This window comes from Streptomyces tibetensis (assembly GCF_040647715.1).
Taxonomy (GTDB): domain Bacteria; phylum Actinomycetota; class Actinomycetes; order Streptomycetales; family Streptomycetaceae; genus Streptomyces; species Streptomyces tibetensis_A.
This window is the reverse complement of record NZ_JBEZCR010000005.1, coordinates 202,800-227,384: the sequence shown is the minus strand read 5'-3', so window position 1 is coordinate 227,384 and position 24,585 is coordinate 202,800. Positions and strand designations below refer to the sequence as shown.

Genomic DNA, 24,585 nt, shown 5'->3' with positions numbered 1-24,585 from the left:
ACGACGGAAGGGGCGGTGACGGTGGCGGCAGCCGGCGGTGGTTTCGAGGACCCCTCCGAGGACGTGCTCGCCCAGGCGGCCGCGTCCTTCGCTCTGCTCGCCTCGCCCGCCCGGCTGCACATCGTCTGGGCGCTGGCGCAGGGCGAGAGCGACGTGACCGGGCTCGCCGAGCGGGTCGGCGGCGCGCTGCCCGCGGTCAGCCAGCACCTCACCAAACTGAAGCTGGCCGGACTCGTCCGCTCCCGCCGTGAGGGCCGCCGGCAGGTGTACTACGTCGACGATCCCGACGTCGTCGAGGTCGTACGGCTCCTGGTGGACCGGCTCACCGACCGCGCCGCACCGGCGCGCCGCCTCCATGGCCTCTGAGCCCGCCGAGGGCACCACACTGGAGGTGCTGCGGCGGCTGGAGTCGGGGCCCCGCGGGCTGACCGACACCGAAGCCGCCTCCCGGCTGGCCGCGTTCGGCGAGAACACGCTGCCGGACCGTCGCACCCCCTCCTGGCCCCGCCGGTGCGCACGCGCCCTGCGCGACCCCTTCACCGCCGTACTCCTCTGCCTGGGCCTGGTGTCCGCCGCCGTCGCCTCCTGGGGCACCGCCGTGGTGATCCTCGCCCTGGTCGCGGTCAGTTGTGTGCTGCGGGCGAGCGGGGAGCACCGGGCCGACCGGTCCCTGGCCGCCCTGCGCGAACTGGTCGCGGGCACCGCCACGGTGCTGCGCCGCACCGGCCCCGCCGCGCAGCCGGACCCCCGGGAGGTGCCGGTCGCCGAACTGGTCCCCGGCGACGTGCTCCGGCTCGGCCCCGGCGATCTGGTCCCGGCGGACGTACGGCTGCTGCGGGCCCGCGGGCTCATGGTGCAACAGGGGGCGCTGACCGGGGAGTCGGCACCGGTGGCGAAGCGGGCGGCCGACGACGACGCCCCCGACGAGTCCCGGCTGTGCTTCCAGGGCAGCACGATCGCCTCCGGCGGTGCCACCGCCGTCGTGACCGCGACGGGGGCCGCGACGCGGTTCGCCGCCGCCCACCGGGTGCCGGACGCGCCCCGGACGGGCGGTGCCTTCGACCGGTCCGTGCACGGCATCTCCTGGGTGCTGATCCGGTTCATGCTGCTGACGCCGCCGCTGGTGCTGATGGCGAACGCGACCCTGCGCGACCGCGGCCTGGAGACACTGCCCTTCGCGGTCGCGGTCGCCGTCGGGCTGACGCCCGAGATGCTGCCGGTGATCGTCACGACCTGCCTGGCCAAGGGCGCCGCCCACCTCGCCCGCGCGCACGCCGTGATCGTCAAACGGCTGCCCGCCCTGCACGACCTGGGCGCGGTCGACGTGCTGTGCGTGGACAAGACCGGCACCCTCACCCAGGACCGCCCGGTCGTCGAGGGCGCCCTCGACCCGGCCGGGCGGGACGACCCCGCGGTGCTGCACTGGGCCGCCGTCGCCGCCTGGTGGACCCTCCAGCTCGCCGAACTTCCGGCCCCCGACGCCCTCGACGAGGCCCTGCTGGAGGCGGCCGGGCCGGTGGGCGAGGAGTACGACGGGGTGGACGCCGTGCCGTTCGATCCGGTGCGGCGCACCTCGGCGGCGGTGGTACGCGGCGGCCTCGGACAGCACACCGTCGTCCTCACGGGCGCCGCGGAAGCCGTTCTGGAGCGCTGCGCGGCAGCGCCCGGCGAACGCGAGCGGTTGCTCGCCCTCGCCGCCCGGGAGGCGGACGCCGGGCTGCGGGTCCTGGCCGTCGCCACGGCCGACCGCCCCGCCGGCCCCCGCACGGCCGACGCCCGGGACCTGGCCTTCCGGGGCCTGGTGACCTTCCGGGACGCCCTCGCCCCCACCGCCGCCGAGGCGCTGCGCGCCCTTGCCGACCGTGGCGTCGCCGTGAAGGTCCTCACCGGCGACCACCCCGCCACGGCGGCCCGGGCCTGCCGGGACCTGGGCCTGGACCCGGGCGAGGTACGGACCGCAGCACAGGTCGCCGACGGCACCGGCGGGGTCGACTGCCCCGGCGGCTCGGTGGTCGTCGCCCGCTGCACGCCCGAGGACAAGGCCCGCGTCGTCACCGCCCTGCGCGCCGCCGGGCACACCGTGGGCTTCCTCGGCGACGGCGTGAACGACGTGGCGGCCCTGCGCGCCGCCGACGTCGGCATCGCACCCCGCTCCGCCGTCGGCGTGGCACGCGAGAGCGCCGACGTCGTGCTCGCCGACAAGGACCTCACGTCGATCGGTCACGCGATCACCGTGGGCCGGCACGCCAGCGGCAACATCGCCTCCTACCTGCGCGTCACGCTCTCCTCGAACCTGGGCAACGTCGTCGCCATGCTCGCCGCCGGTCTGCTCCTGCCCTTCCTGCCGATGCTCCCGGCCCAGGTCCTCGCCCAGAACCTGTGCTTCGACGCGGCCCAGCTCGCCTTCGCCCACGACCGTCCGGGCGCTGCGGCCCTGCGTGGCCCGGCGGTGCTGAGGCCGCGCGCCTTCCTCCGGTTCGCCCTCGGCTTCGGGATGATCAACGCGCTCGCCGACCTCGCGACCTTCGCCGTCCTCGCGCTGGCCCTGAACGGCCCCGACGCCGTGAACGACGAGGCCGTGTTCCATTCCGCCTGGTTCACCGAGAACCTGCTCACCCAGGCCGCGGTGATGCTGCTCCTGCGCACCGGCAGGCGTGACGCGGCGGGCCGCCCGCCGGGCCCGGTCGGCCTGGCGGCGGCCGCCCTCGCCGTCGTCGGCCTGCTGCTGCCGCCGAGCCCCCTCGGGGCGGCCCTCGGCATGACGGCGCTGCCCGCCGCGTACTACCTGCTGCAGGCCGCCGTCCTCGGCCTGTACGCCCTGGCCCTGGCGGCGGCCCGGACCCGGCACCGGCGGCGTCAGCCGTAGGTGAGGTTCGAGCAGGGGTTGTCGTCCGCGGACCTGGCCCCGTCGGCGACCTCGGACGGCACGGCGGTCGGCGCCGGGGAGGCCGCGGCGCCCGCGGCCGGGGCGTCCGCGTACGACTGCCCGAGGACGAGGCTGATCCCGCTGCCGGTCGTGGACCGGAGCTCGGCCCCGGGGAAGGCCCGTGCCACCGTCCGGGCCCGGTCCTCCAGGCCCGGTCCGTACTCGACCAGCGTGGTCGTGTGGTCCTGCTCGGCCGCCGTCGCGGTGCCCGTCACGGTGAAGCCGTCCCCGGTCAGGGTGGCGGCGGCGCGGGCGGCAAGACCCGGGACGGCGGTGCCGTTGTAGACGGCGACGTCGACTCCCTCACCGGAGACCGGCGCAGGGGAGGCGGAAGACGCTCCGGAACCGGAAGACCCTCCGGAGCCGGAAGCTCCGCCCTTCTTCCCGCCGGCGTTCTTGCCGTCGATCGTGCGGTCGGACCTGAGCGCGGCCCACAGGGCGTCCGCGTCCGGCTGGACGATCGCCACCCGGGATCCCTCGTAACGCCAGGGCAGGGTGACGAACTTGGTGTTGTGCAGGTCGATGTCCTTCAGGGACATCGCGAAGGAGATCAGCTTGTCGGCGGAGCCCAGGCCGGGGTCGACGGTGAGCGACTTCGTGGCGGCGTCCGCCAGCGGCAACAGCTTCGTGGGCGTGAGGCCCTTGCTCTTGACCTCCTTCAGCAGGCTCGCCACGAACGCCTGCTGGCGTTTGATCCGGCCGATGTCGGAACCGTCGCCGATGCCGTGCCGGATCCGGACGTAGTCCAGCGCCTTCTGCCCCGACACGGTCTGCTCCCCCTTGGGGAAGAGCAGCTTGCCCGGGGCGGTGAGGTGGGGGTTGAGGTCGTTCTCGTAGACGTTCTGCGGCAGGCACACGCGCACCCCGCCCACCACGTCCGTCAGCTCCGCGAAGCCCTTGAAGTCGACGACGACGGTGTGGTCGACGCGCAGCCCGGTGAGCTGTTCCACGGTGTTCTGCGTGCAGGCCGGGTTGCCCTCGGGGGTCTGGCCGACCGAGTAGGCGGCGTTGAACATGGTGTTCGGCCGGGCCTCGGTCCAGCTGCCGTCGGGCAGTTTGCAGGGCGGGATCGTGACCAGCGTGTCACGGGGGATGGAGACGGCGATCGCGTGCCGGTGGTCGGCGTAGACGTGCAGCAGGAAGGCGGTGTCGGAGCGGCCCACGTCGTCCTTCTCGCCGCCGCCCAGGGCGTTGTTGCCGCCGGTGCGTGAGTCGGAGCCGATGACCAGGACGTTCTGGCCCTTCGACGAACCGGCGTCGGGGCGGTTGTCGGAGACTCCCCCGGAGTCGAACGTGCTGATGTCGCCGTCCAGCTTCAGATACAGCCAGCCGGCACCGCCGGCGGCGAGGACGAGCAGCGCGAGGGTGACCAGGAGGGCGGTGCGTATGCCCCCTCCGCGGCGACGGCCGCGCCGGCGTTTGTGGTCCCGGGGCGCGCCCCGGTTGCCGCGGCCGGTGCCCCCGCTCCGGTGCCGCGGCGGGTCCGTCGTCCGATTGCTGGTGACCGTCATCGGCGTCTGTCTGCCTCTCACCCGTGGGTTGTACAGTTGCGCAATGTAGCAACTGTCGACGAGAGGAAGGGCAGGACGTGCTGCGCAACGGACTGGAGCCCTGGCATCTGCTGATCGTGGCGATCGTCGTGATCGTCCTGTTCGGATCCAAGAAACTGCCGGACACGGCACGATCGCTGGGCCGCTCGATGCGGATCCTCAAGAGCGAGGCCAAGGCTCTGAAGGAGGAGGGCGCCGCGGAGCCGCAGGGCCCGGACGCGGCGCCCGCCGCACCGCCCGTCAGCCGGTCAGGACCGGCAGCGACCGATGGCCGTGCGAGATGAAGGAGTCCACCGGCGCCAGGTCGCCCGCGGGTACGGCGAGAGTGAGGCCGGGGAACCGGTCGAACAGCGCCGGCAGGGCCACGCGCGCCTCCAGCCGGCCCAGCGGTGCGCCCAGGCAGTGGTGGACCCCGTATCCGAAGGCCAGGTGATCCTTCGAGGCTCGGGTGACGTCGAAGACGTCGGCGTCCGGGCCGTGCTGCTCCGGATCGCGTCCGGCGGCGGCGTACGCGGCGAGGATCGCCTCCCCCTTGCGGATCACCGCGCCGTCCGGGCCGCCCAGTTCGCCCAGGGGGAGGTCCTCGACGGCGTACCGCAACGGCAGGCTGGCCACCGGCGCCTCGGCCCGCAACGTCTCCTCGATCACGTCGTCCCAGGAGGCCCGCCCCTCGCGGACGTGCCCGAGCTGGGCGGGATGGGTGAGCAGCGCGTGGACGGCGTTGTCGAGCAGGTTGACCGTCGTCTCGTGACCGGCGCTGATCATCAGCATCAGCGTGTCGAGCAGCTCCTGTTCGCTGAGCCGGGTGCCGCTCTCCTCCTCGTGGGCCGAGATCAGCGCCGAGGTCAGGTCGTCGCCGGGCGCGGCCCGTTTCGCGGTGACCAGTTCCCCGAGGACGGCGTAGAACCGGGCGTAGATGTCGGCGACCTCGGCCGCGTCGGCCGAGGTGTGGAAGACGCCGTCCACCACGACCCGCAGCTCGGCACCCAACTCCTCGGGTAAGCCGAGCAGTTCGCCGATGACCTGGATGGGCAGCGGATAGCAGAACTCCTCCCGCAGATCGACCGCGAGCCCGTCGGCCCCCGCCTTGGCCACACGGTCGAGGAGCGCCGCGGTGATCTCCTCGATCCGGGGCCGCAGCGCGGCGGTGCGGCGGGCGGTGAACGCCTTGGAGACAAGCGTGCGCAGTCGTTTGTGATCGGTGCCGTAGGCCGTGAACATGTTCCGCACGGCGACCCACGTGTACAGCGGCCAGTCAGGTGAGACCTCGCCGTCGATCCAGCGCTGCCAGTGCCGGCGTGCGTCCTTCGACACCCGCGGGTCGGTGAGCAGCCGCTTCAGCAGCGGCGCGCTGCTGACCGCCCAGGCCGGCACACCGTGGGGGAGTTCGACGGGTGTGACCGGTCCGCGCTCACGGATCCGGGCGGCCTCGCCGTGGATGTCGCGGCCGGTCGGGTCGATCACCATCGGGCGGCTGAACTCCATCGGACTCTCCCTGGGCTGACGGCTGGTCGCGGGGCGCGCACACGCCGGTGGGCGAGCGCGCGACACGTCCAGCCAAGTGGCCGCGGCCGGGCGGCGCCAGGGAACGGGGCATCACTGACCTGATTCAGGCGGTCTGGCCGGTCCTCGCCTCCAGCGGCTGTGTGGCCCGCGCGGCCTTGGCCTCCCTGCGGCGCTGCCGGCGGCCGACGCGGGGTTCCTGGTCCGGGAGCCAGCCGAAGGCCAGGCAGCTGCCCACCATGCCCAGGAGCAGGCCGACGAAGAAACCGCCGAGGTTGGAGGTCAGCCAGGTGCCCAGGGAGGCCAGGACCCCGATGACCGAGTAGAACAGGCGCTGGGCGGGGTTGAAGAGGATCAGCACGCCGCACAGCAGCATCACGACCGGGAGCAGGTAACCGGCCAGGCCCTGCATGCCGACGTGCAGGATGACATCCAGCGACGCCTTCAGCGTGAGCAGCACCTCCGCCCCGCCCAGGGCGAGCAGCAGCCCGCCCCAGAACGGGCGGCCGGCCCGCCACTGCCGGAAGGCGGGCCGGACTCCCTCGCGCGGACCGCGCGACATCAGCAACCCGATCCGCTGAAGCCGAGCTTCAGACCGGGCAGCTTGAACACGCCGGCCGTCGTGGCGTAGTTGGTCTGCCGCAGGTTGGCGATGTGCACCGTGTCGGACTGCTGGCTGAACACGCCCTTCGGCCCGCGGCCCTTGGGACCGGCCTTGTTCAGGGTGCTGGCGTCGTTGCCGATCTCGATGTTGTTGAACGCGGCGTCACCGGTCAGCTCCGTGGAGTCGGTCGTCAGGTCGCTGGCGGAGACCTTCTGCGCGCCCTCACCCGCCCTGATGACCAGGTTCGTGCCGCCCAGGTCCACGCTCTGGCACAGCTTGGAGAGCGTCGCGTTCTTGATCACGGACGTGACGACCAGCACCTGGCCGCCGGTGTCGCCCGCGTTGGGGCTGCCTTCGGCCATCTCGTCCAGGCCGCCGAACTGCGCGAAGCCGGTGCCGTTCAGCTCGGTCGCGGTGACGGTGAACGGCATGCCGGAGATGGCGAACTGCACACCCAGCGCTCCCTCGGCGGTGAGGACCGCGAGGCCGGCGGCGGCCAGGGTGGCCGGTACCGCCATCACGGCGGCGCGGCGTGCCCGGACCCGCCCGCGTCGCGCGGGAGCGTTCCGGACGTCGGGGTCGGTGGCGCCGTCCGGTCTTTCGGGGGTGCGCTCGGCGGAGGAGGTCATGTGTGCTCCAGGTGCATGTGGGTGCGGATCGGACTTCGGTGGCACGTTGCCCTGGCGCGGACATCGACCGCGTACGCACGTCTCCCGCAACTCCCGGCGGTTGCAAGGGCTTTCTCGTTACGCCGCAGTAGCCGTCGAGGAAGTTACCGGGGGTTACATGAGGGGTCAAGGGAGTTGTGAACAAAGAGTGTCGATTCTGCGCCAGGGGTGAGCCACCCGTGCTCCGCAGGGCTCAGCCCACGTACAACTCCCTTGCAGAGTCTTGACGTTGACAGAGCCGCAGGTCTACAACTCTCCTCGTCCCACCGGATCCGTGGCGCCGGATCCGTCACGCGGCACGTCCTCGTGTCCCGGACCCCGCCCGTCCCCGTACGGGCATCTCGTCGCCCGGCGCGTCCGCACGGGCTTTCCTTCGCCCGAGCCCACGCCACGGCATGGCCGCTTCCCTGGCGCCGTGCCATCAGCCACCCCCCGCCCGGCCCGGCCGGAGGACCCCTCCCGTGTGAGCCTCCGGCCGGTGTCCGGCCTGCCGTTGCCGGGCCGTCACGTACGGAGAAGGCGTGACGGGCCGGCAACGGCGGACGCCCGGCGCCACCCCCTCACCCCCCGCTATGGAAAGAGGCACACCCGCATGCGTACACGCACCCTCCTCGCCCTCACCGCCGCCGTCGCCGCCCTGGGCCTCGCCGCCCCCGCCTCCGCGGCCGACACCCCCGTCCTGACCACCACCGACGGCTCGTCCGTCGCGGTCGGCGACGTCCTCGACGCGTCCCTGGCGAGCGGCACCGCCGCCACCTTCTACTCCAGCGCGACCGGCACCAGCGGCATCTCCTGCACCAAGTCGGCGTTCTCCGCCACCGTCACCGACAACCCGGCCGCCCCCGGCACCGCCACCGAGTCCCTGACCTCGCACAGCTTCGACACCAGCGGCTGCACCACCAACGTCATCGGGGTGCTCGGTGTCAGCGGCATCACCGTCGACAACCTGCCCTACACCACCAGCGTGTCCTCCGGCGGCGCCGTCTCCGTCACCCCGGCCGCGGGCTCCACCGTCCAGTCCACGGTCAAGCTGCGCACCCTGCTCGGCAGTGTCACCTGCGTCTACCAGGCCCCCGGCCTGTCCGGCACGGCGAGCAACACCGACAACAGCATCTCCTTCACCAACCAGCAGTTCACCAAGGTGTCCGGCTCGTCGCTGTGCTTCGCCAACGCCTTCTTCACCGCCAAGTACGCCCCGGTGACCAAGGGCGGCGTCGCCGTCAACGTCAACTAGGCGGCTGCCGGGCCCTGATTCAGCGCCGCCGTAGTCGTACGGCCAGGGCGGCGCCGCCGGTGAGCAACAGCACCGCCGCGGCGCCGCCCGCCAGCATCGGCGCGGACGGACCGGAGGCCGGAGCGGAGGTGGTGGCCAGCGGTGTGTGGTCGTCCTGCGGCGCGGGCCCCGAGGCCTGCGCGGCGGGGCTCGCCGCCGGCTTCTGCTTCTCCGGCTCGCTCGTCTGCCCGGCCTCCCCCTCTTCCCGCTCCTCGTTCTTCTGCTCCTTCTCCCGCGTCCGCGGCTGCCTCTGCGTCTCCGGGAACACCACGTCCGAGCACGAGTAGTAGGTGTCCGGCGTGCTGCTGTTCTGCCAGACCGTGTACAGCACATGGCGCCCGGTGCGGTCCGACGGCAGCCTCGCCTCGAAGCGGTACGCGCCGTCCGTCAGCGCCGGGTCCGTCACCTGGGCGAACGGCTTCTCGGGCAGGTCCGACCAGGACAGCGGCCCGGCCGGGTCGTAGCCGGGCTTGGTCAGATACATACGGAACGTACCCGTGTGCGGGATCGTCGAGACGTACCGCATCCGCAGGGTCGCGCCGGGCGTCATCCGGGTCGACGGCCAGTCCGCGCGGGCGAGATCGAGGCCCCGGTAGGCGGGCAGGCCGCCGCTGCACAGCTTCCCGTCCGGGACGACCTCCCGGTCCCGGCCGTTCACGTTCGCCACCCGCAGGTTGTCCCAGGCCGTGAAAGGCCCGCCGTTCGCCGCGACGGCCGCACGGCAGGCCGCCGTGCCCGTGCGGTCACCACCCTCGGGTGAGCAGGCCACCACCCGGCTCACCGGGTCCGTCGGAGCCCCGTGCGCCCGGGCGGGCCCCGCCGCCCACAGCGGCAGCAGCAGCGGGGTCACGAGGGCGGCCGCGAGTGCGGTGCGGTGTGCGGTCGTACGAGGCATGCGTCGGCTTCTCCTCGGCCCGGGCGAACGACGTTCGGTAGTGCAGTACGGGAAATCGACCCGACGCGTTCATCCCGCCACGACCTGCTCGAAAAGGGGTCCATCGGGCGCCCAACTGCCCGCCATAAAGGGTGGTGTTCCCGCCTGATCGAGGGTTTCCCCCGTATCCCGGTGACCTTCCCTTTGCCTATCGTTCGACCACAGCTGACCCACAGGTAACCCCGAACGGGTCCGCTTTCGCCTCACGCCTGGCCGGCCATCGCGTCGCTCTTCGCTTTTCGAACCACCCCCCTGCGCTTCGAGGACGAAGCGAGTCCACCGCCGCTCCGCCCAGCCCGGAGTCCGGCCACGAAAGGCAACGACCGTGCGTACCTCCCCAGAGCTCAGACGGAAGCTGATATCCGTCGCCGCAGTCTCCGTCGCCCTGCTGACCGCAGCCCCCGCCTCGGTCGCCGTCGCCCAGGAGGCCGGCCCCCGCCCGGCCACGGTGCCGGCCGCCCAGACCGAGGCCGCCCCCGGCATCCAGGCCGAGCGCCTCATCGTCGGCTACAAGGCCGGCGCCACCGAGGCCGAGTCCAACAAGGCGGCGGCCGCCGACGCCGAGTCCAAGGCCGAGAAGTCCGGCGAGGACATCGACTTCCAGCGCCGCCTCGGCACCGGCGCCGCCCTCGTCGAGCTGGGTACCAACCCCACCCGTGCCTCCGTCGCCGACGTCGTCGCCCAGTACCAGGCCGACCCGCAGGTCGCCTACGTCGTCCCGGACCGCCTGAACAAGCCGACGGCCGTCACCCCGAACGACACCGACTACGGCAAGCAGTGGGACCTGTTCGAGTCCACCGCGGGCATGAACGTCCCCGGCGCCTGGGACACCACCACCGGCAGCGGCGTCACCGTCGCCGTCATCGACACCGGCTACGTGGCCCACTCCGACCTGGCCGCCAACATCGTCGGCGGCTACGACTTCATCTCCGACACCGCCGTCTCCGTCGACGGCAACGGCCGCGACAGCAACCCGGCCGACCCGGGCGACTGGTACAACGACAACGAGTGCGGCCAGGGCATCCCGGCCTCCACCTCTTCCTGGCACGGCACCCACGTGGCCGGCACCATCGCCGCCGCCACCAACAACGGCAAGGGTGTCGCCGGTATCGCCTACGGCGCGAAGATCTCCCCGCTCCGCGTCCTCGGCAAGTGCGGCGGCTACGACTCCGACATCATCGACGCCATCACCTGGGCGTCCGGCGGCACCGTCTCGGGCGTCCCCGCCAACACCAACGTCGCCAAGGTCATCAACATGAGCCTCGGCGGAGGCGGCGCCTGCTCCTCCGCCACCCAGAGCGCCATCAACGGCGCCGTGAACCGCGGCACCACGGTCGTCGTCGCGGCGGGCAACGAGAACCAGAACGTCTCGAACGCCTCCCCGGCGAACTGCAACAACGTCATCGCCGTCGCCGCGACCAACCGCGCGGGCAGCAGGGCCTCGTACTCCAACTACGGCTCGCTCGTCGACATCGCCGCCCCCGGCGGTGAGACCCGCACCTCCACCGCCAACGGCATCCTCTCCACCCTGAACTCCGGCACGAAGACGCCGTCGAGCGAGAACTACGACTACTACCAGGGCACCAGCATGGCCACCCCGCACGTCGCGGGCCTCGCCGCGCTGGTGAAGTCGGCCAACTCCGCCCTCACGCCGGCCCAGATCGAGTCCGCCATCAAGGCCAACTCCCGCCCGCTGCCGGGCACCTGCTCCGGCGGCTGCGGCGCGGGCCTGGCGGACGCCGCCAAGACGGTCCAGGCCGTGAAGGGCGGTACGTCCACCGGCACGACCTTCTCCAGCACCACCGCCGTGGCCATCCCGGACAACGGCGCGGCCATCGAGTCGCCGATCACCGTCACCGGCCGCAGCGGCAACGCCCCCTCCGCCCTCCAGGTCGGCGTGGACATCACCCACACCTACCGCGGCGACCTCGTCATCGACCTGGTCGCGCCGGACGGCTCGACGTACCGCCTGAAGTCCGCCGCGTCGGACTCCGCCGACAACGTGAACACCACCTACACGGTGAACGCATCCAGCGAGGTGGCCAACGGAACCTGGAAGCTGCGCGTCCAGGACACCGCGGCGCAGGACACGGGCACCCTCAACGGCTGGAAGCTGACCTTCTGATCCCCGTGATCCTTCTTCCGGAACTCTGAACGAGGCGGGCCACAGAGCGGGCGGGCCGGCCGGTGCGGATGGGGCACCGGCCGGCCCGCCTTTACGTATGGCGCCGCATCCCCCACAGTCAGATACCGAACGCGCTGTTTTCTTTGACCAGTTACGCTTGTTTTGCCGGGTGTGCACCCGCACTCCGGCACACTGGTGTGATGAGCGCCGTCTCAGGGTGAGTTATCGTGTACGGGGGGTAAAAACAAACGGCATGACCCGTTCATTTCCGTCCCGGGAGAGTTCAGTCGATGGCGAGGCAGTTGCGAGCCGAGCAGACCCGCTCGACGATCATCACGGCCGCCGCTGACCTGTTCGACCGTCGCGGCTACGAATCGACCAGTCTCAGCGACATCGTGGAGCACGCACACGTCACCAAGGGTGCTCTGTACTTCCACTTCGCGGCGAAGGAGGATCTCGCGCACGCCATCCTCGAACTCCAGTCGCACACCGCCCGCCGGCTGGCGACGGAGACCGACAACCGCGGCCACACCTCTCTGGAGGCGCTGATGCGCCTCACGTTCGGCATCACCCGCCAGTCTGTCGAGGACCCGGTCCTACGGGCCGGGCTGCGGCTCGCCACGGGCGGGATCCGGCCCCGGCCGCCGCTGAGCCACCCGTTCACCGAGTGGCTGGACATCGTCACGGCCCGGCTCGTCGGCGCGGTCAAGGAGTCCGACGTCCACCCCGACGTCGATATCGACGTCGTGGCCCACTCGTTGGTCTGCTTCTTCGTCGGCACCCGCGTCGTGGGGCGCTCCCGCGAGCCGGTCGCACGACAGCCCCGCAGGACGGCCGAGATGTGGAACATACTGATCCGCGGCCTGGTCCCGGTCACCCGCCGAGCCCGTTATCTGAGCCTGGCGGCGCGCCTGGAGCGGGAGATCGCCCCCGTGTGACCGGACGGCGGGAGGCTCGACCCGCGCGAGGAGCACGCGCGTTACCGTGAGGCCCATGCCCGACACCCCTTCCGCACCCCTGCTCCTCGGCAACCAGCCGGGCTCCTTCCCCCACAGCGTGCTGGCCGAGCGGCACCCCGCGATCATCCAGCAGGTCCGCGAGGCCTTCCCCTACGAACCCGCGCAGCACCGCGCCCTCGACGAACTGCTCGCCGACTGCACCGAGGGCGTGATCGAACCGCTCCCCGCCGACGCGCACGACCGGGACCAGTGGGAGACCTGGGGGCTTCACGAACACACCGGACGCTCCTGGTTCGACGTGCCGTGGCTGTGGTCCGAGAGCTGGTTCTACCGCCGACTGCTCCAGGCCGTCGGCTTCTTCGGCCCCGGCCCCTGGCAGGGCATCGATCCCTTCCGCCCCTTCAAGCTCGCCGAACTCGACTCCGCCGAGACCGACCAGGAACTCGCCGCCCTCGACGACCTCGCCGACCGCCCCGCCGCCGAACAGGCCCAGGCCCTGCTGCACGGCTCCCTGTGGGGCAACCGCGCCGACCTCGGCTTCCGCCTCTCCGCGGAAGGCGCGCGGGCCGCGGACGCCGCGCCCGGCCTGGTCGCCGACGACAGCGACCGGCTCTGGTCGCTGCTGGACAGCGCCGACGGGGGCACCCTGTGCCTGGTGGCCGACAACGCGGGCCGCGAACTCGTCCCCGACCTCCTCCTCGTGGCCCACCTCCTTCGGACCGGCCGCATCGGGCAGGCGGTTCTGCACGTCAAGCCCTACCCGTACTACGTCTCGGACGCCACCACCGCCGACGTGGTCGACGCACTGCGCCGGCTGACCGGCGCCGGGGGAGTGGCCGCCGCGTACGGGCGGCGGCTGTGGTCCGCCCTGGCCGAAGGCCGCCTCACCCTGCGCGCCCACCCCTTCTCCAGCGCCCCGCTGCCGTACGAGGAGATGCCCGGCGACCTGCGCGCCGAGTTCGCCTCGGCCACGCTCACGATCGTCAAGGGCGACCTCAACTACCGCCGCCTGGTGGGCGACCGGCTGTGGGACCCGACGACTCCCTTCCCGGACGTCACGGCCCACTTCCCCGGTCCGGTCGCCGCCCTGCGCACTCTGAAGTCCGATGTGATCACCGGCCTCGACGCGCGGACCGAGGCCGCCCTGGTCGCGGCGGAGGACCGGCGCTGGCGCACCGGCGGCACGCACGCGCTGATCCAGGTACGGGACCCCGCCAAAGGGTGAGAGGAGCCGCGGTCGGGGGCGGAACGCCACACGTCCCGTCCCCGACTCCCGTGTTGGCCCACGATTCACGCGATAGTGTGATCATGTCCGGTCCGGCGGATGCCACCGCGGGCCCCCGGGTAGGGCCCGGCCATGACGCAGCCGTTCGAACTCCCGCACTTCTACCTGCCGCACCCCGCGCGGCTGAATCCGCACGTCGACGCGGCCCGGGCCCACTCGACCGAGTGGGCGCGCGAGATGGGCATGCTGGAGGGATCCGGCGTCTGGGAACAGGCCGACCTCGACGCGCACGACTACGGCCTGCTCTGCGCGTACACCCACCCCGACTGCGACGGCCCCGACCTCTCCCTCATCACCGACTGGTACGTGTGGGTCTTCTTCTTCGACGACCACTTCCTGGAGATGTACAAGCGCAGCCCGGACCGTGCCGCGGGCAAGGCGCACCTGGACCGCCTCCCCCTGTTCATGCCACTGGACGTGTTCGCTCCCGTGCCCGCGCCCGAGAACCCGGTCGAGGCGGGCCTCGCCGACCTCTGGGCGCGCACGGTGCCGAGGATGTCCGAGGGGTGGCGCCGCCGCTTCGCCGTCGCCACCGAGCACCTCCTCAACGAGTCGATGTGGGAACTGTCCAACATCAACGAGGGGCGGATCGCCAACCCCGTCGAGTACATCGAGATGCGCCGCAAGGTCGGCGGCGCCCCCTGGTCGGCGGGGCTCGTGGAGTACGCGACCGCCGAAGTGCCCGAATCCGTCGCCGGGACCAGGCCGCTGAGGGTGCTGATGGAGACGTTCTCCGACGCCGTGCACCTGCGCAACGACCTGTTCTCCTACCAGCGCGAGGTCGAGGACGAGGGCGAGAACAGCAACGGCGTGCTCGTCCTGGAGACCTTCTTCGGCTGCACCACCCAGGAGGCCGCCGACACCGTCAACGACATCCTGACCTCCCGCCTCCACCAGTTCGAGCACACGGCGTTCACCGAAGTGCCCGCCGTGGCCCTGGAGAAGGGTCTGCGGCCGGACGAGCTCGCGGCCGTGGCGGCGTACACCAAAGGTCTGCAGGACTGGCAGTCCGGCGGTCACGAGTGGCATCTGCGCTCCAGCCGCTACATGAACGAGAACGCGGTACGCAGCGGCAGCCCCTGGCCCGGGTGCACCGGCTTCGGCACCTCGGCGGCCGACGTCCGCACCCTGCTCGCCACCGCCGGAGTGGAGAGGCTGCGTTCCTTCACGCACGTGCCGTACCAGAAGGTCGGGCCGTCGCGCATCCCCGACATCCGCATGCCGTTCCCGCTGGAGCTCAGCCCGCACCTCGACAACGCCCGCCGGAACCTGCGCGAGTGGACGGGGCGCATGGGCATCCTCGCCGAGGGCGTCTGGGACGAGGACAAGCTCCGCGCCTACGACCTCGCGCTCTGCTCGGCCGGCCTCGACCCGGACGCCACGTCCGAGGCCCTCGACCTGAGCGCGCAATGGCTCGCCTGGGGCACCTACGGCGACGACTACTACCCGCTGGTATTCGGCCACCGCCGCGACCTCGCCGCCGCCCGGCTGACCACGGCCCGCCTGTCCGACTGCATGCCGGTCGACGGCGAGGAGCCCCCGCTCCCGGCCAACGCCATGGAGCGCGGGCTGGTCGACCTGTGGACGCGTACCACCGACGGGATGACGCCCGAGGCGCGGCGCACGTTCAAGGACGCGGTCGACGCGATGACCGAGAGCTGGGTGTGGGAGCTGTCCAACCAACTCCAGAACCGCGTGCCCGACCCGGTGGACTACCTGGAGATGCGCAGGGCGACCTTCGGCTCCGACCTCACCCTGAGCCTGTGCCGGAGGGGACACGGCCCGGCCGTCCCGCCCGAGATCTACCGCAGCGGTCCGGTCCGCTCCCTGGAGAACGCCGCGATGGACTTCGCGTGCCTGCTCAACGACGTCTTCTCATACCAGAAGGAGATCGAGTTCGAGGGCGAGATCCACAACGCGATCCTCGTCGTGCAGACCTTCTTCGGCTGTGACTACCCGACCGGGCTCGGCATCGTGCACGACCTGATGAGCCAGCGCATGCGCCAGTTCGAGCACGTCGTCGCACATGAACTGCCCATCCTGTACGACGACTTCCGGCTCTCGGCGGAGGCGCGGGCGTTGATGGGGGAGTACGTGTCGGACCTGCGGAACTGGCTGTCCGGCATCCTCCACTGGCATCGGGAGGTGGACCGCTACAAGGACGCGTGGCTGTCCCGGCGCGCCCACGGCTTCCTCCCGGACCGGCCACCCGCCGTACCCGTCCCCGCCCTTCGCTGACGGCGGAGGCCCGCCCGGCCGCAGGGCCACCGGCCGCCCTCCTTCGTCGGGGTGGCGATCGCCCGGCCGGAGGGCCACACCGGCCGGGCGCGCACCGTCTGCTCCACGGCTCGTACCGCACCCGGATCACCGGGTGCGGTACGAGCCGTGTCCGCGTTCGGTGCCGCTCCTGGCCGCTGCGGTCCCCGGCCAGTCTCACTCGTTCGTGGCTCGTCGGCCGCCGATGCGCCGGGTAGAGCACCTGCCGAGATCGCTCCGGGATCCGCCGGAGCCGATCGGCACCGTCCGGAGGCGAGCCATGGAACAGACCGCGCTGCGACCCAAGCCGATGCCGGGGCAGGACCCCGGCGGGGCCGCGCCGGCGACGGGGCCCGGCCCGTCACGGCCGCGCCCGCACGCGGCCCGGCGCCGGGGGAGGCGGCTCCTCGACGTTCTGCTCGCCGGGTTCGCCGGCGCGGTCCTGGTGCTGTCCGGGATGGGCCTCGGAGCGATGGGGACCACGGTGCTCGGCAAGGGCGGCCGCCTCGACCCACGCGGATGGCACACTCCGTCACGGCCCGTTCCCTCGCCCGCCTCCGCTGCCTCGCCGCCGGCCGCCGTCTCCCTCGGTGTGCAGGTGATGGACGCCCGCAAGCCGGGGGCCGTGGTCGTGGGACTGCACGTCCCCGGGCCGGCCCAGGCCGCCGGTCTGGTGCGCGGCGACGTCCTCCTCGCCTTCGGCGCGACCCGGATCGACACGGCCGCCGATCTGGCCCGGGCCGTCGCCCGCGCCCGCCCGGGCTCCGAGGTCAGGCTGACGGTGCGCCACCGCAGCGGCGGCTACGAGCAGCTGACCCTCGTACCGGCCGTCGCCGCGTGAGCCGCGCCCTCACGTGACGACGTCGTCGAAGACCTGCACGCTGTTGACCGGCCCCTCGCCCCCAGGGCGGTCCAGCAGCGCCTTGCGGTAGGGCGTACGGCTGTCGTGGTTGCCGGGGCAGGTCAGCACGGGGAACGGGTCGTCACCGGCGCGCAGTCCCAGGATGCGGGCGGCCTCCTCGTACTCGGGTTGCGTGCCGTGCTCAGCGATGTCCCCGGTCACCAGCAGCGCGTCCACGGGGCCCGGCAGTTCCCAGAGGCGGTCGCGCACTCGCTCGGCGCGTTCGGTGGCCCGCGTGCTCCCGTCCAGATGCAGATCGCTGATGTGTGCGAGTACCAGCACGGTCGTGCGCCCCTTCGATCGAGCTAATGGAAAGACTGCATCTAAGCATTAGCTTTCATGTCCAGGTAATCGACTGCCGCCAGGAAGGTCCCGGACGAATGCCCGCAGACGGCTCGCGCCACCCCCTTCGGCCGGGCAGGATGCTGCCCGTAGCCCCTTCGTCCGTCTGGGAGGCCCGGATGACCGGAAGCACGGCAGCGTCCTTCACCGCCGACGACTACCGGGCCCGCATGGAGCGAGCCGCGCGCACGGCCGCCGACGCCGGTCTCGCGGGCCTGCTGGTCGCCCCGGGGCCGGACCTGGTGTGGCTCACCGGCTACACGCCCCCGGCGGTCACCGAGCGGCTCACCCTGCTGGTCCTCGCCGCGGGGCGGGACCCCGTCCTGGTCGTCCCCGCCCTGGAGGCCCCGGACGCGCGCCGGGCGGCCGGTGCGGCCGCGCTGACCCTGCGCGACTGGACCGACGGCAAGGACCCCTACGCCGCCACCGCGGCCCTCCTGGACACCTCGGGCCGGTTCGGCATCAGCGACAACGCCTGGGCCCTGCACCTGCTGGCCCTCCAGCGGGCCCTGCCCGGCAGCTCCTACGCCTCCCTCACCGAGGCCCTGCCGATGCTGCGCGCCGTCAAGGACGCCGCGGAGCTGGACCTCATGACGGCCGCGGGAGCCGCCGCCGACGCGACGTTCGAGGAGATCCGCAGCGTCCCCTTCGCCGGACGCCGGGAAGCCGAAGTCGCAGCGGACCTCGACCGGCTGCTGCGCCGGCACGGACACGAGCAGGTCGACTTCACCATCGTCGCCTCGGGCCCGAACGGCGCGAACCCGCACCACGAGGCGGGCGAACGCGTCATCGCCCGGGGCGACATGGTCGTCCTCGACTTCGGCGGCCTGCGCGACGGCTACGGTTCCGACACCTCCCGCACGGTCCACGTCGGCGAGCCCACCGACGAGGAGCGCCGCGTGCACGCCGTCGTGCGTGAGGCCCAGGAGGCCGGCTTCCGCGCGGTGCGGCCCGGAGCGGCCTGCCAGGACGTGGACCGGGCCGCCCGCCGGGTCATCGCCGACGCCGGCTACGGCGAGTACTTCATCCACCGCACCGGACACGGGATCGGCGTCACCACCCACGAGCCGCCCTACATGATCGAGGGCGAGGAGCGGCCCCTCGTGCCCGGCATGTGCTTCTCCGTGGAACCGGGGATCTACCTGCCCGGCCGGTTCGGGGTCCGCATCGAGGACATCGTGACCGTCACCGAGGACGGCGGGCGGCGACTGAACACCACCCCACGCGAGCTGGTCATAGTGGAGTGAGGCCCCGATGTCCCCAGCACGCCTCCCGAACGGCAACGGCGCGACCATGACCCAGGCACCCACACCCACCGCGGACACCGTCCGCCGGCTGGTCCAGTCCCTCCTCGACGACGCAAAGGAGGGCAAGAACGCCAAGGACGCCACGAGCGGCAGGAGCGGCAAGGAGGACCGGCAGGGCGGAAGCGGCCCGGGCCCCGACGTCCGGCCCGCCACCCCGGACGCCGAACCCGTCACCTGGTGGGTCGGCACCCGCCACGTCCTGCGCCTGGCCCCCGACCGGGAGGCCACCCTGCGCCAGCGCCGCGAACTGCGCCTGCGCGACCTCGTCCGCCCGCACGTCCCGGCGGCCGTGCCGGTCAGCGTCGCGCACGGCGAGTGGGCACCCGGCCTGAGCTACACGCTGGACACCAAGGTGCCCGGCGGTTCGGGGGAGGAGCACGACGTGTCCGCCGTCGGAGAGGCCGACCTCGCCGGGCTCCTCACGGGCCTGCGCGAGGTGCCGGTCCGGCAGGCCGAGACCCTCGGCGTGCCGCGCGCCGCGCCGCGCTCCCTGGAGGCGCTGCGCCGGGCCGCCGTGCGAGCCGCCGAACGCCTCGCCGGCGCCGACGAGTTCGACCCCGCCCGCCTGAACCAGCTCACCCCGCCCGCCGCGTCCCAGCTCGCCGCGCAGCCCGGCTCGGCGGTCCTCACCCACCACGCCCTCACGGGCGGCCACCTCGTGGTCAGCGCCGACGGCAGGGTACGCGGCGTGCTCGGCTGGGCGGGCACGGCCGTCGGTGACCCGGCCGAGGACATCGCCGGTCTCGCCCTCGCCGTCGGCTCACCCGCCGCCGTACGCGCCGCCACCCTCGCCGGCTACGGCGCCCGCCCCTGCCTGCGCGGCCTGTGGCTCGCCCGCTGCGACGCCGTGGTCCATCTCGCCGACGACCTCACGGGCAAGGACGCCGCCCTGCTGCGGACCCGGCTGCGCCGCGCCTGGGAGCCGATCCTGCTGGAACGGGTGACGGACCTGGGGGACGCCGACGACGTCCCCTAGGGCCCCGGCGTCGCGATGCCGTACGGCTATCCTCCGCACATGAAGCCCAGCGCCGCGGCCGTGTTTCTGCTGACCGCCGCCCTCACGTGTCTGGCCGGCTGCTCCGGCACCACCGCGCCCGCCGCGCCGGGCACCACGGCGTCCCCGGCACGGCAGCAGACACCGGCAGAGCGCCTCACCGCGCTCTTGGTCACGGCGGCAGACCTCGGCAGCGGCTACTCCGTGCGGCCCTTCGACCCGGCCGGGGAGATGCCCGTCTTCGCCCGGTCCGCGCGAGAGATCACCGGCAACGCCTGCACCCCGCTGGCCGCCATGACGCACCAACTGCCCCTCGGCAGGCCGCAGGCAGTCCTGAGCCGCCTCGTGACGACCCGGGAGGCCCCCGGCACCCGCATCCACGTCACGCTCGCCGTCTACGACGAGGGCGGGGCGGTGACGGCGATGGACAGCCTCCTCGCCGACGCCGTGCAGGGCTGCTCCCTCGGCTTCACCGTCCAGGCGCACGGCAAGAGCGAGCTGTACGACCCGTTCGAGCCCGAGGACACGCCCACGGTCGGCGACGAGGCCCTCGCCTACCGCGGCGTCGTCACACCCGAAGACGGCACACCCCGGCCGCTCCGCACCACCGTCGTACGCCACGGGGACGTCATCGCCGTCTGCACCGCGGTCGGCGGCGCCCGTATCGCGAGGCCGGGGCTCCTCGCACCCGTCATCGAGGCGCAGGACGCCAAACTGTCCTGACCTGCCGCGCACTGCCCTGACCCGCCGGGCGCCGCACTCCCCTGACGTGCCGCGCGCTCACTCCTGCAGCAGCACCACGGCCGACTCCCCGGGCAGCCGCACCACGCCGTCCGCGCCGGGCCGGTCCACCGGCTCCCACGCGGCCAGCACGCGCGCGTGGGGGACACCGAGCGGCAAGGCCGCCTCCTCGGAGGCCAGGTTCACGGCCACGAGGACGTCCCCGCGCCGGAAGGCGATCCAGCGGCGCTCCTCGTCGTAGGCCACCTTGGTGTCGGCGAGGTCGGGGTCGCTCAGGTCCGGCTGCTCGTGACGCAGGGCCAGGAGCAGCCGGTACCAGGCCAGCATGCGCGCGTGGGGCTCGCGTTCCGGCTCGGACCAGTCGAGGCAGGAACGGTCCCGGGTCGCCGGATCCTGCGGGTCGGGCACGTCCTCCTCCTTCCAGCCGTGCGCCGCGAACTCCCGCCGCCTGCCCCGCCGTACGGCGTCCGCGAGTTCCGGGTCGGTGTGGTCGGTGAAGAACTGCCAGGGCGTGCCCGCCGCCCACTCCTCGCCCATGAAGAGCATCGGGGTGAAGGGCGCCGTCAGGATCAGCGTCGCCGCGCACGCCAGCAGCCCGGGGGAGAGAAGGGCCGAAAGCCGGTCCCCCTGGGCGCGGTTGCCGATCTGGTCGTGGGTCTGGCCGTAGCCGAGCAGCCGGTGCCCGGCCACCCGTGTGCGGTCCAGCGGGCGCCCGTGGTGACGCTGCCGGAAGCTGGAGTACGACCCGTCGTGGAAGTAGCCGCCGGTCAGGGTCTTGGCGAGCCCGCCGAGCCCGGCGCGCGCGAAGTCGGCGTAGTAGCCCTGCGACTCGCCGGTCAGGGTGGTGTGCAGGGTGTGGTGGAAGTCGTCGTTCCACTGCGCGTGCAGTCCGAGGCCGCCCTCGGCGCGGGAGGTGATGAGCCGCGGGTCGTTCAGGTCCGACTCGGCGACCAGGAACAGCGGCCGGTCCGTCTCGGCGGCCAGGGCGTCCACGGCCGTCGACAGCTCCTCCAGGAAGTGGCACGCGCGCGTGTCCACCAGCGCGTGCACCGCGTCCAGGCGCAGACCGTCGATCCGGTAGTCGCGCAGCCACGCCAGCGCGCTGCCGATCAGGAACGCGCGCACCTCGTCCGAGCCGGGCGCGTCCAGGTTGACCGCGGCGCCCCACGGAGTGTGGTGGGTGTCCGTGAGGTACGGGCCGAAGACGGGCAGGTAGTTGCCGGAGGGCCCGAAGTGGTTGTGCACCACGTCGAGCACCACGCCCAGGCCGAGTTCGTGAGCCCGGTCGACGAAGCGTTTCAGTGCCTCGGGTCCGCCGTACGGCTCGTGCACCGCCCACAGCGAGACGCCCTCGTAGCCCCATCCGTGCGTGCCCGGGAAGGGGGTGAGCGGCATCAGCTCCACGTGCGTGATGCCCAGTTCGGCGAGATGCCCGAGCCGCTCGGCGGCGGCGTCCAGGGTGCCCTCGGGGGTGTACGTCCCCACATGCAGCTCGTACAGCACCGCGCCGGGCAGGGGGCGCCCCCGCCACTGCGCGCGCCACGGGTACCGCTCGTGATCGACGACCGCGCTCAGCCCGTCCGGGCCGTCCGGCTGCCGCCTCGAGCGCGGATCGGGCAGCACGCGCCCGTCGTCCAGCGCGAAGCCGTAGCGGGACCCCTCGCGCGCATCGGCCTCGCCCCACCACCACCCCGCCCGTTGCGGATCGCGTTCCAGTACACGGGTGACGTCGTCGCACCGGAGCGTCACACGACGGGCCTGTGGTGCCCACACCTCGAACTGCACGGACGGTTCCCCTTCGTCTGTTCACCGTGATGTAGCCCGTCCATGGTGCGTCACACGAGATCAATCCGCCGGTGCATCCACCCATTTGCGGCGGGTCTCACCGGCTACGCGCGTGTGGCGGCCGATTTCCCGTTTTCTGGACAGCCCGGCCGCACTGCCCGACAATCACCAGCGTGACGTCGTCCTTCGAGTTCAACACGTCCCCCGCGCGGCTCTCCGACGCGGAGCGCGACCGGGTGCTGAAGGTGCTCCGCGACGGCGTCGCCGTGGGCCGACTGTCCCACGACACGTTCGTCCACCGCATGGAGCTGGCGCTCGCCGCCCGCCGCCCCGACGAACTCGCCGCGCTCACCGCCGACCTGCGCACCGAGAGCCGTCTCTCGCGTCTGGTGTTCGGCACGGTCGAGGCCGTCTCCGGTTTCTCCCTGCGGCTGCGCAGGGCCTGGCAGGCCGAGCGGCTGCCCAAGCTGCAGCTGCCCCATCCCTCGCACGGCCATCCGCTGCGCATAGGCCGCGACCCCGCGAGCGGACTGCGCCTCAACCACGAGACGGTTTCCCGCGTGCACGCGGAACTCCGGCACCAGGGCGGCCTGTGGGTCCTGCGCGACCTCGGCTCCACCAACGGCACGACGGTGAACGGCAGGCGCGTGGTCGGAGCGGCCGTCGTCCGCGAGGGCGACCAGGTGGGCTTCGGGCGCATGACGTTCCGACTGTCGTCGGGCTGACCTTCAAGCTGTCCTCACGCAGTCCTTCCGGCTGTCCTCCGGCAGTCCCTCCGGCTGTCGTCGGGCTGACCTTGCCGCTGTCCTCCGGTGTCGTTCCGGCCGTCGGCCGCCCGGCCTTCCGGCCGTCGGCCGCCCGGCCTTCCGGCCGTCGGCCGGCTGACCGGAAACGGAACCACGCCTCAGCTCTGGCCTGGGCCTTACCGCATGCGCGTCCCGGGAGGATGGCCGAAACCCCATCACGGCCCGCGGTGTTGACGGTGTTGACGTACCCCTCAAGTCGTGACTGACTGTGCGTACACCGTCTACACCTGGTGAAGCGACGGCACCGCATTGGGGAGGTGTGCCCTGCCGCCCCTGCTGCGTTACCCGACCGTCGACGAACTGGGTGCCCGGGCCGCCGCCCTCGTCGCCCGCCATCCCCGTGACGCCCGGCTGCGCCGGGTCGGCACCTCCCGCGCGGGCACCCCCATGTGGCTGCTCTCCGTGGGGCACGGCAGCCGCCAGGCGCTGGTCGTGGCCGGCCCCCACGCCAACGAACCGGTGGGCGGCGCCACCGTGCTGCGACTGGCCGAGCGGGCCCTGGCCGACCCGCGGCTCACCGAGGGCGCCGACGCCACCTGGAACCTGCTGCTGTGCCTCGACCCGGACGCATCGCGCCACAACGAGGGCTGGCTGCCCGGCCCCTACACGCTCGGCCACTACATCCGGAACTTCTTCCGGCCCGGCTTCCTGGAGCAGCCCGAGTGGCTGCCCGACGGCGCGGCCGGCGCCGCCCTGCCGGAGACCCGGGCCCTGCTCGACCTCCAGGACGAGCTGCGCCCCTTCCTGCAGTGCTCCCTGCACGGCGTCGACATCGGCGGCGGCTTCGTCGAGCTCACCCACGACCTGCCGGGCCTCGACCGGCGCCTGGCCCACATCGCCGCCCGGCTCGGCATACCGCGCGAACTCGGCGCGTACGACGCCCTGTACTGGCCCGGCCTCGGACCCGCCGTCTACCGGATCCCGCCGCCGCGCCGGGCCGATCTGGTCGCGGCCATCACGGAAGCCGCCGTCGAGTCGACGTGGTTCCACCCGTACCGGCACGGCACCGTCACCGCGGTCGTCGAGGCGCCCATGTGGGGCGTGACGGCCGTGACGGACGGCTCCCCGCCCACGGACCGGGACGCCGTGCTCCGGGCCGTCAGCCGCACCCTGCGCCACGACACGGGTCTCCTGCGGCAGCTCCTGGCCCGGATCCGGCCGCACCTCGCCACCGTGCCCGACGCGGCCCGCCTGCTCGCCCCCGTCGACGACTACCTCCTGGTCTGCCCCGGCCTCGCCGACGCCTGGGACCCCGACACCGGCGACGGTCCGGCCCACCCCCTCCCGCCGCTGAGCACCGCCCACCTGGTCGCCCTGCGCATCTCCGGACGGCGGCTCGTGCTGCGCCCCGCGGGACTGCTGCACCAGCTCGTACGGGCCGCCGGCCGCGACCCGGCCGGAGTGCTGCCGGAGCTGGACCTGCTGATCGACCAGTGGTGCGCCGAGTACCGCGACGACTACGGGGCGCGCTGGATACCGGTGGCCCGGCAGGCGGAGTACCAGGCCCGCGTGGTGCTCGCCACGTTCGAGCTGGCCGGGCGGCACGCGCGCGCGTGCTCAGAGCCCGGCGAGCCGGTACCGGTGCAGCGCGACTGAGCCGGCAGCCGTCCGACCGTGTGCCCGAGT

20 protein-coding genes and 1 pseudogene are annotated in these 24,585 nt (G+C 72.9%); 14 read left to right on the top strand and 7 right to left on the bottom strand.

What is annotated here, in order from left to right; translation table 11 throughout:
• Nucleotides 1–21 precede the first annotated feature (21 nt).
• Together AB0B29_RS15500 and mgtA are read left to right on the top strand one after the other, a co-directional pair.
• Nucleotides 22–366 carry an ArsR/SmtB family transcription factor gene (locus AB0B29_RS15500; protein ID WP_362239968.1) on the top strand — a complete coding sequence of 115 codons (345 nt, stop codon included), beginning with the start codon at nucleotides 22–24 and terminating at the stop codon, nucleotides 364–366.
• Nucleotides 356–2,866: a magnesium-translocating P-type ATPase gene (gene mgtA / locus AB0B29_RS15495; RefSeq protein WP_362239209.1), complete on the top strand. Its 2,511-nt coding sequence runs from the start codon at nucleotides 356–358 to the stop codon at nucleotides 2,864–2,866. The genes AB0B29_RS15500 and mgtA overlap by 11 nt, the downstream gene beginning before the upstream one ends.
• Here the strand turns inward: mgtA and AB0B29_RS15490 are convergent.
• The gene (locus tag AB0B29_RS15490) at nucleotides 2,857–4,437 is read right to left on the bottom strand and encodes an LCP family protein (protein WP_362239965.1); all 1,581 of its coding nucleotides are present in this window, start codon (nucleotides 4,435–4,437) and stop codon (nucleotides 2,857–2,859) included. The genes mgtA and AB0B29_RS15490 overlap by 10 nt on opposite strands.
• A 77-nt stretch (nucleotides 4,438–4,514) precedes the next feature.
• Between AB0B29_RS15490 and tatA the strand changes: the two genes are divergently transcribed.
• On the top strand, nucleotides 4,515–4,760 hold the full coding sequence (gene tatA, locus AB0B29_RS15485; RefSeq protein ID WP_362239206.1) for a Sec-independent protein translocase subunit TatA: 246 nt from the start codon (nucleotides 4,515–4,517) through the stop codon (nucleotides 4,758–4,760).
• Here tatA and AB0B29_RS15480 read toward each other — a convergent pair.
• The 3 genes from AB0B29_RS15480 to AB0B29_RS15470 all read right to left on the bottom strand — a co-directional run bounded on the left by AB0B29_RS15480 (nucleotide 4,717) and on the right by AB0B29_RS15470 (nucleotide 7,212).
• Nucleotides 4,717–5,961 (bottom strand): cytochrome P450 family protein, encoded by a 1,245-nt coding sequence (locus AB0B29_RS15480; RefSeq protein ID WP_362239204.1) that lies wholly within the window; start codon nucleotides 5,959–5,961, stop codon nucleotides 4,717–4,719. The two genes, tatA and AB0B29_RS15480, sit on opposite strands and share 44 nt — an antisense overlap.
• Nucleotides 5,962–6,085: 124 nt before the next feature.
• Complete coding sequence (locus AB0B29_RS15475; protein ID WP_362239202.1) at nucleotides 6,086–6,541, bottom strand: DUF6114 domain-containing protein; 456 nt, start codon at nucleotides 6,539–6,541, stop codon at nucleotides 6,086–6,088.
• Nucleotides 6,541–7,212, bottom strand: a complete 672-nt coding sequence (locus AB0B29_RS15470; protein ID WP_362239199.1) for a DUF6230 family protein — start codon at nucleotides 7,210–7,212, stop codon at nucleotides 6,541–6,543. The genes AB0B29_RS15475 and AB0B29_RS15470 overlap by 1 nt, the downstream gene beginning before the upstream one ends.
• 631 nt (nucleotides 7,213–7,843) lie before the next feature.
• Between AB0B29_RS15470 and AB0B29_RS15465 the strand changes: the two genes are divergently transcribed.
• On the top strand, nucleotides 7,844–8,485 hold the full coding sequence (locus tag AB0B29_RS15465; protein ID WP_362239197.1) for a Tat pathway signal sequence domain protein: 642 nt from the start codon (nucleotides 7,844–7,846) through the stop codon (nucleotides 8,483–8,485).
• A 19-nt stretch (nucleotides 8,486–8,504) separates the two neighbouring features.
• Here the strand turns inward: AB0B29_RS15465 and AB0B29_RS15460 are convergent, their stop codons facing one another.
• Nucleotides 8,505–9,419 carry a lytic polysaccharide monooxygenase auxiliary activity family 9 protein gene (locus AB0B29_RS15460; RefSeq protein ID WP_362239194.1) on the bottom strand — a complete coding sequence of 305 codons (915 nt, stop codon included), beginning with the start codon at nucleotides 9,417–9,419 and terminating at the stop codon, nucleotides 8,505–8,507.
• Between the two features lie 364 nt (nucleotides 9,420–9,783).
• On the opposite strand from AB0B29_RS15460, the gene AB0B29_RS15455 reads away from it, so the two are divergent.
• From AB0B29_RS15455 to AB0B29_RS15435, 5 genes are all read left to right on the top strand, one after another.
• Nucleotides 9,784–11,583, top strand: coding sequence for a S8 family peptidase (locus AB0B29_RS15455; RefSeq protein WP_362239192.1), 1,800 nt, complete (start codon nucleotides 9,784–9,786; stop codon nucleotides 11,581–11,583).
• A 290-nt stretch (nucleotides 11,584–11,873) separates the two neighbouring features.
• Entirely contained in the window at nucleotides 11,874–12,521 is a 648-nt protein-coding gene (locus AB0B29_RS15450; RefSeq protein WP_362239189.1) for a ScbR family autoregulator-binding transcription factor, read from the top strand.
• A 55-nt stretch (nucleotides 12,522–12,576) separates the two neighbouring features.
• The gene (locus AB0B29_RS15445) at nucleotides 12,577–13,767 is read left to right on the top strand and encodes a damage-control phosphatase ARMT1 family protein (RefSeq protein WP_362239186.1); all 1,191 of its coding nucleotides are present in this window, start codon (nucleotides 12,577–12,579) and stop codon (nucleotides 13,765–13,767) included.
• 132 nt (nucleotides 13,768–13,899) lie between these two features.
• Nucleotides 13,900–16,065 carry a germacradienol/geosmin synthase Cyc2 gene (gene cyc2 / locus AB0B29_RS15440; RefSeq protein ID WP_362239184.1) on the top strand — a complete coding sequence of 722 codons (2,166 nt, stop codon included), beginning with the start codon at nucleotides 13,900–13,902 and terminating at the stop codon, nucleotides 16,063–16,065.
• A 298-nt stretch (nucleotides 16,066–16,363) separates the two neighbouring features.
• Entirely contained in the window at nucleotides 16,364–16,924 is a 561-nt protein-coding gene (locus AB0B29_RS15435; protein WP_362239181.1) for a PDZ domain-containing protein, read from the top strand.
• A 24-nt stretch (nucleotides 16,925–16,948) separates the two neighbouring features.
• Here the strand turns inward: AB0B29_RS15435 and AB0B29_RS15430 are convergent.
• Nucleotides 16,949–17,266: pseudogene (locus AB0B29_RS15430) on the bottom strand (metallophosphoesterase); the annotation flags it as partial.
• 179 nt (nucleotides 17,267–17,445) lie between these two features.
• Here AB0B29_RS15430 and AB0B29_RS15425 point away from each other — a divergent pair.
• Genes AB0B29_RS15425 through AB0B29_RS15415 form a run of 3 tightly spaced genes read left to right on the top strand, consistent with a single transcriptional unit; the run spans nucleotide 17,446 to nucleotide 20,350 of the window.
• The gene (locus AB0B29_RS15425; RefSeq protein ID WP_362239178.1) at nucleotides 17,446–18,573 is read left to right on the top strand and encodes a M24 family metallopeptidase; all 1,128 of its coding nucleotides are present in this window, start codon (nucleotides 17,446–17,448) and stop codon (nucleotides 18,571–18,573) included.
• A 46-nt stretch (nucleotides 18,574–18,619) separates the two neighbouring features.
• Nucleotides 18,620–19,609, top strand: coding sequence for an aminoglycoside phosphotransferase family protein (locus AB0B29_RS15420; protein ID WP_362239963.1), 990 nt, complete (start codon nucleotides 18,620–18,622; stop codon nucleotides 19,607–19,609).
• Between the two features lie 39 nt (nucleotides 19,610–19,648).
• Nucleotides 19,649–20,350 carry a hypothetical protein gene (locus AB0B29_RS15415; protein ID WP_362239175.1) on the top strand — a complete coding sequence of 234 codons (702 nt, stop codon included), beginning with the start codon at nucleotides 19,649–19,651 and terminating at the stop codon, nucleotides 20,348–20,350.
• 57 nt (nucleotides 20,351–20,407) lie between these two features.
• Here the strand turns inward: AB0B29_RS15415 and treZ are convergent, their stop codons facing one another.
• The gene (treZ, locus tag AB0B29_RS15410; protein WP_362239173.1) at nucleotides 20,408–22,153 is read right to left on the bottom strand and encodes a malto-oligosyltrehalose trehalohydrolase; all 1,746 of its coding nucleotides are present in this window, start codon (nucleotides 22,151–22,153) and stop codon (nucleotides 20,408–20,410) included.
• A gap of 173 nt (nucleotides 22,154–22,326) precedes the next feature.
• On the opposite strand from treZ, the gene AB0B29_RS15405 reads away from it, so the two are divergent.
• Together AB0B29_RS15405 and AB0B29_RS15400 are read left to right on the top strand one after the other, a co-directional pair.
• Nucleotides 22,327–22,878: a DUF1707 and FHA domain-containing protein gene (locus AB0B29_RS15405; protein WP_362239170.1), complete on the top strand. Its 552-nt coding sequence runs from the start codon at nucleotides 22,327–22,329 to the stop codon at nucleotides 22,876–22,878.
• Nucleotides 22,879–23,208: 330 nt separating this feature from the next.
• A complete protein-coding gene (locus AB0B29_RS15400) occupies nucleotides 23,209–24,555 on the top strand; it encodes a M14 family zinc carboxypeptidase (RefSeq protein ID WP_362239167.1) in 1,347 nt (448 codons plus the stop codon).
• The last annotated feature ends 30 nt before the right edge of the window (nucleotides 24,556–24,585 follow it).

Excerpts from the sequence above, each read along its gene's own strand:
- mgtA (WP_362239209.1), top strand. The coding sequence starts at position 356 with ATGGCCTCTGAGCCCGCCGAGGGCACCACACTGGAGGTGCTGCGGCGG.
- AB0B29_RS15490 (WP_362239965.1), bottom strand. The coding sequence starts at position 4,437 with ATGACGGTCACCAGCAATCGGACGACGGACCCGCCGCGGCACCGGAGC.
- AB0B29_RS15480 (WP_362239204.1), bottom strand. The coding sequence starts at position 5,961 with ATGGAGTTCAGCCGCCCGATGGTGATCGACCCGACCGGCCGCGACATC.
- AB0B29_RS15475 (WP_362239202.1), bottom strand. The coding sequence starts at position 6,541 with ATGTCGCGCGGTCCGCGCGAGGGAGTCCGGCCCGCCTTCCGGCAGTGG.
- AB0B29_RS15470 (WP_362239199.1), bottom strand. The coding sequence starts at position 7,212 with ATGACCTCCTCCGCCGAGCGCACCCCCGAAAGACCGGACGGCGCCACC.
- AB0B29_RS15465 (WP_362239197.1), top strand. The coding sequence starts at position 7,844 with ATGCGTACACGCACCCTCCTCGCCCTCACCGCCGCCGTCGCCGCCCTG.
- AB0B29_RS15460 (WP_362239194.1), bottom strand. The coding sequence starts at position 9,419 with ATGCCTCGTACGACCGCACACCGCACCGCACTCGCGGCCGCCCTCGTG.
- AB0B29_RS15450 (WP_362239189.1), top strand. The coding sequence starts at position 11,874 with ATGGCGAGGCAGTTGCGAGCCGAGCAGACCCGCTCGACGATCATCACG.
- AB0B29_RS15445 (WP_362239186.1), top strand. The coding sequence starts at position 12,577 with ATGCCCGACACCCCTTCCGCACCCCTGCTCCTCGGCAACCAGCCGGGC.
- cyc2 (WP_362239184.1), top strand. The coding sequence starts at position 13,900 with ATGACGCAGCCGTTCGAACTCCCGCACTTCTACCTGCCGCACCCCGCG.
- AB0B29_RS15435 (WP_362239181.1), top strand. The coding sequence starts at position 16,364 with ATGGAACAGACCGCGCTGCGACCCAAGCCGATGCCGGGGCAGGACCCC.
- AB0B29_RS15425 (WP_362239178.1), top strand. The coding sequence starts at position 17,446 with ATGACCGGAAGCACGGCAGCGTCCTTCACCGCCGACGACTACCGGGCC.
- AB0B29_RS15420 (WP_362239963.1), top strand. The coding sequence starts at position 18,620 with ATGACCCAGGCACCCACACCCACCGCGGACACCGTCCGCCGGCTGGTC.
- AB0B29_RS15415 (WP_362239175.1), top strand. The coding sequence starts at position 19,649 with ATGAAGCCCAGCGCCGCGGCCGTGTTTCTGCTGACCGCCGCCCTCACG.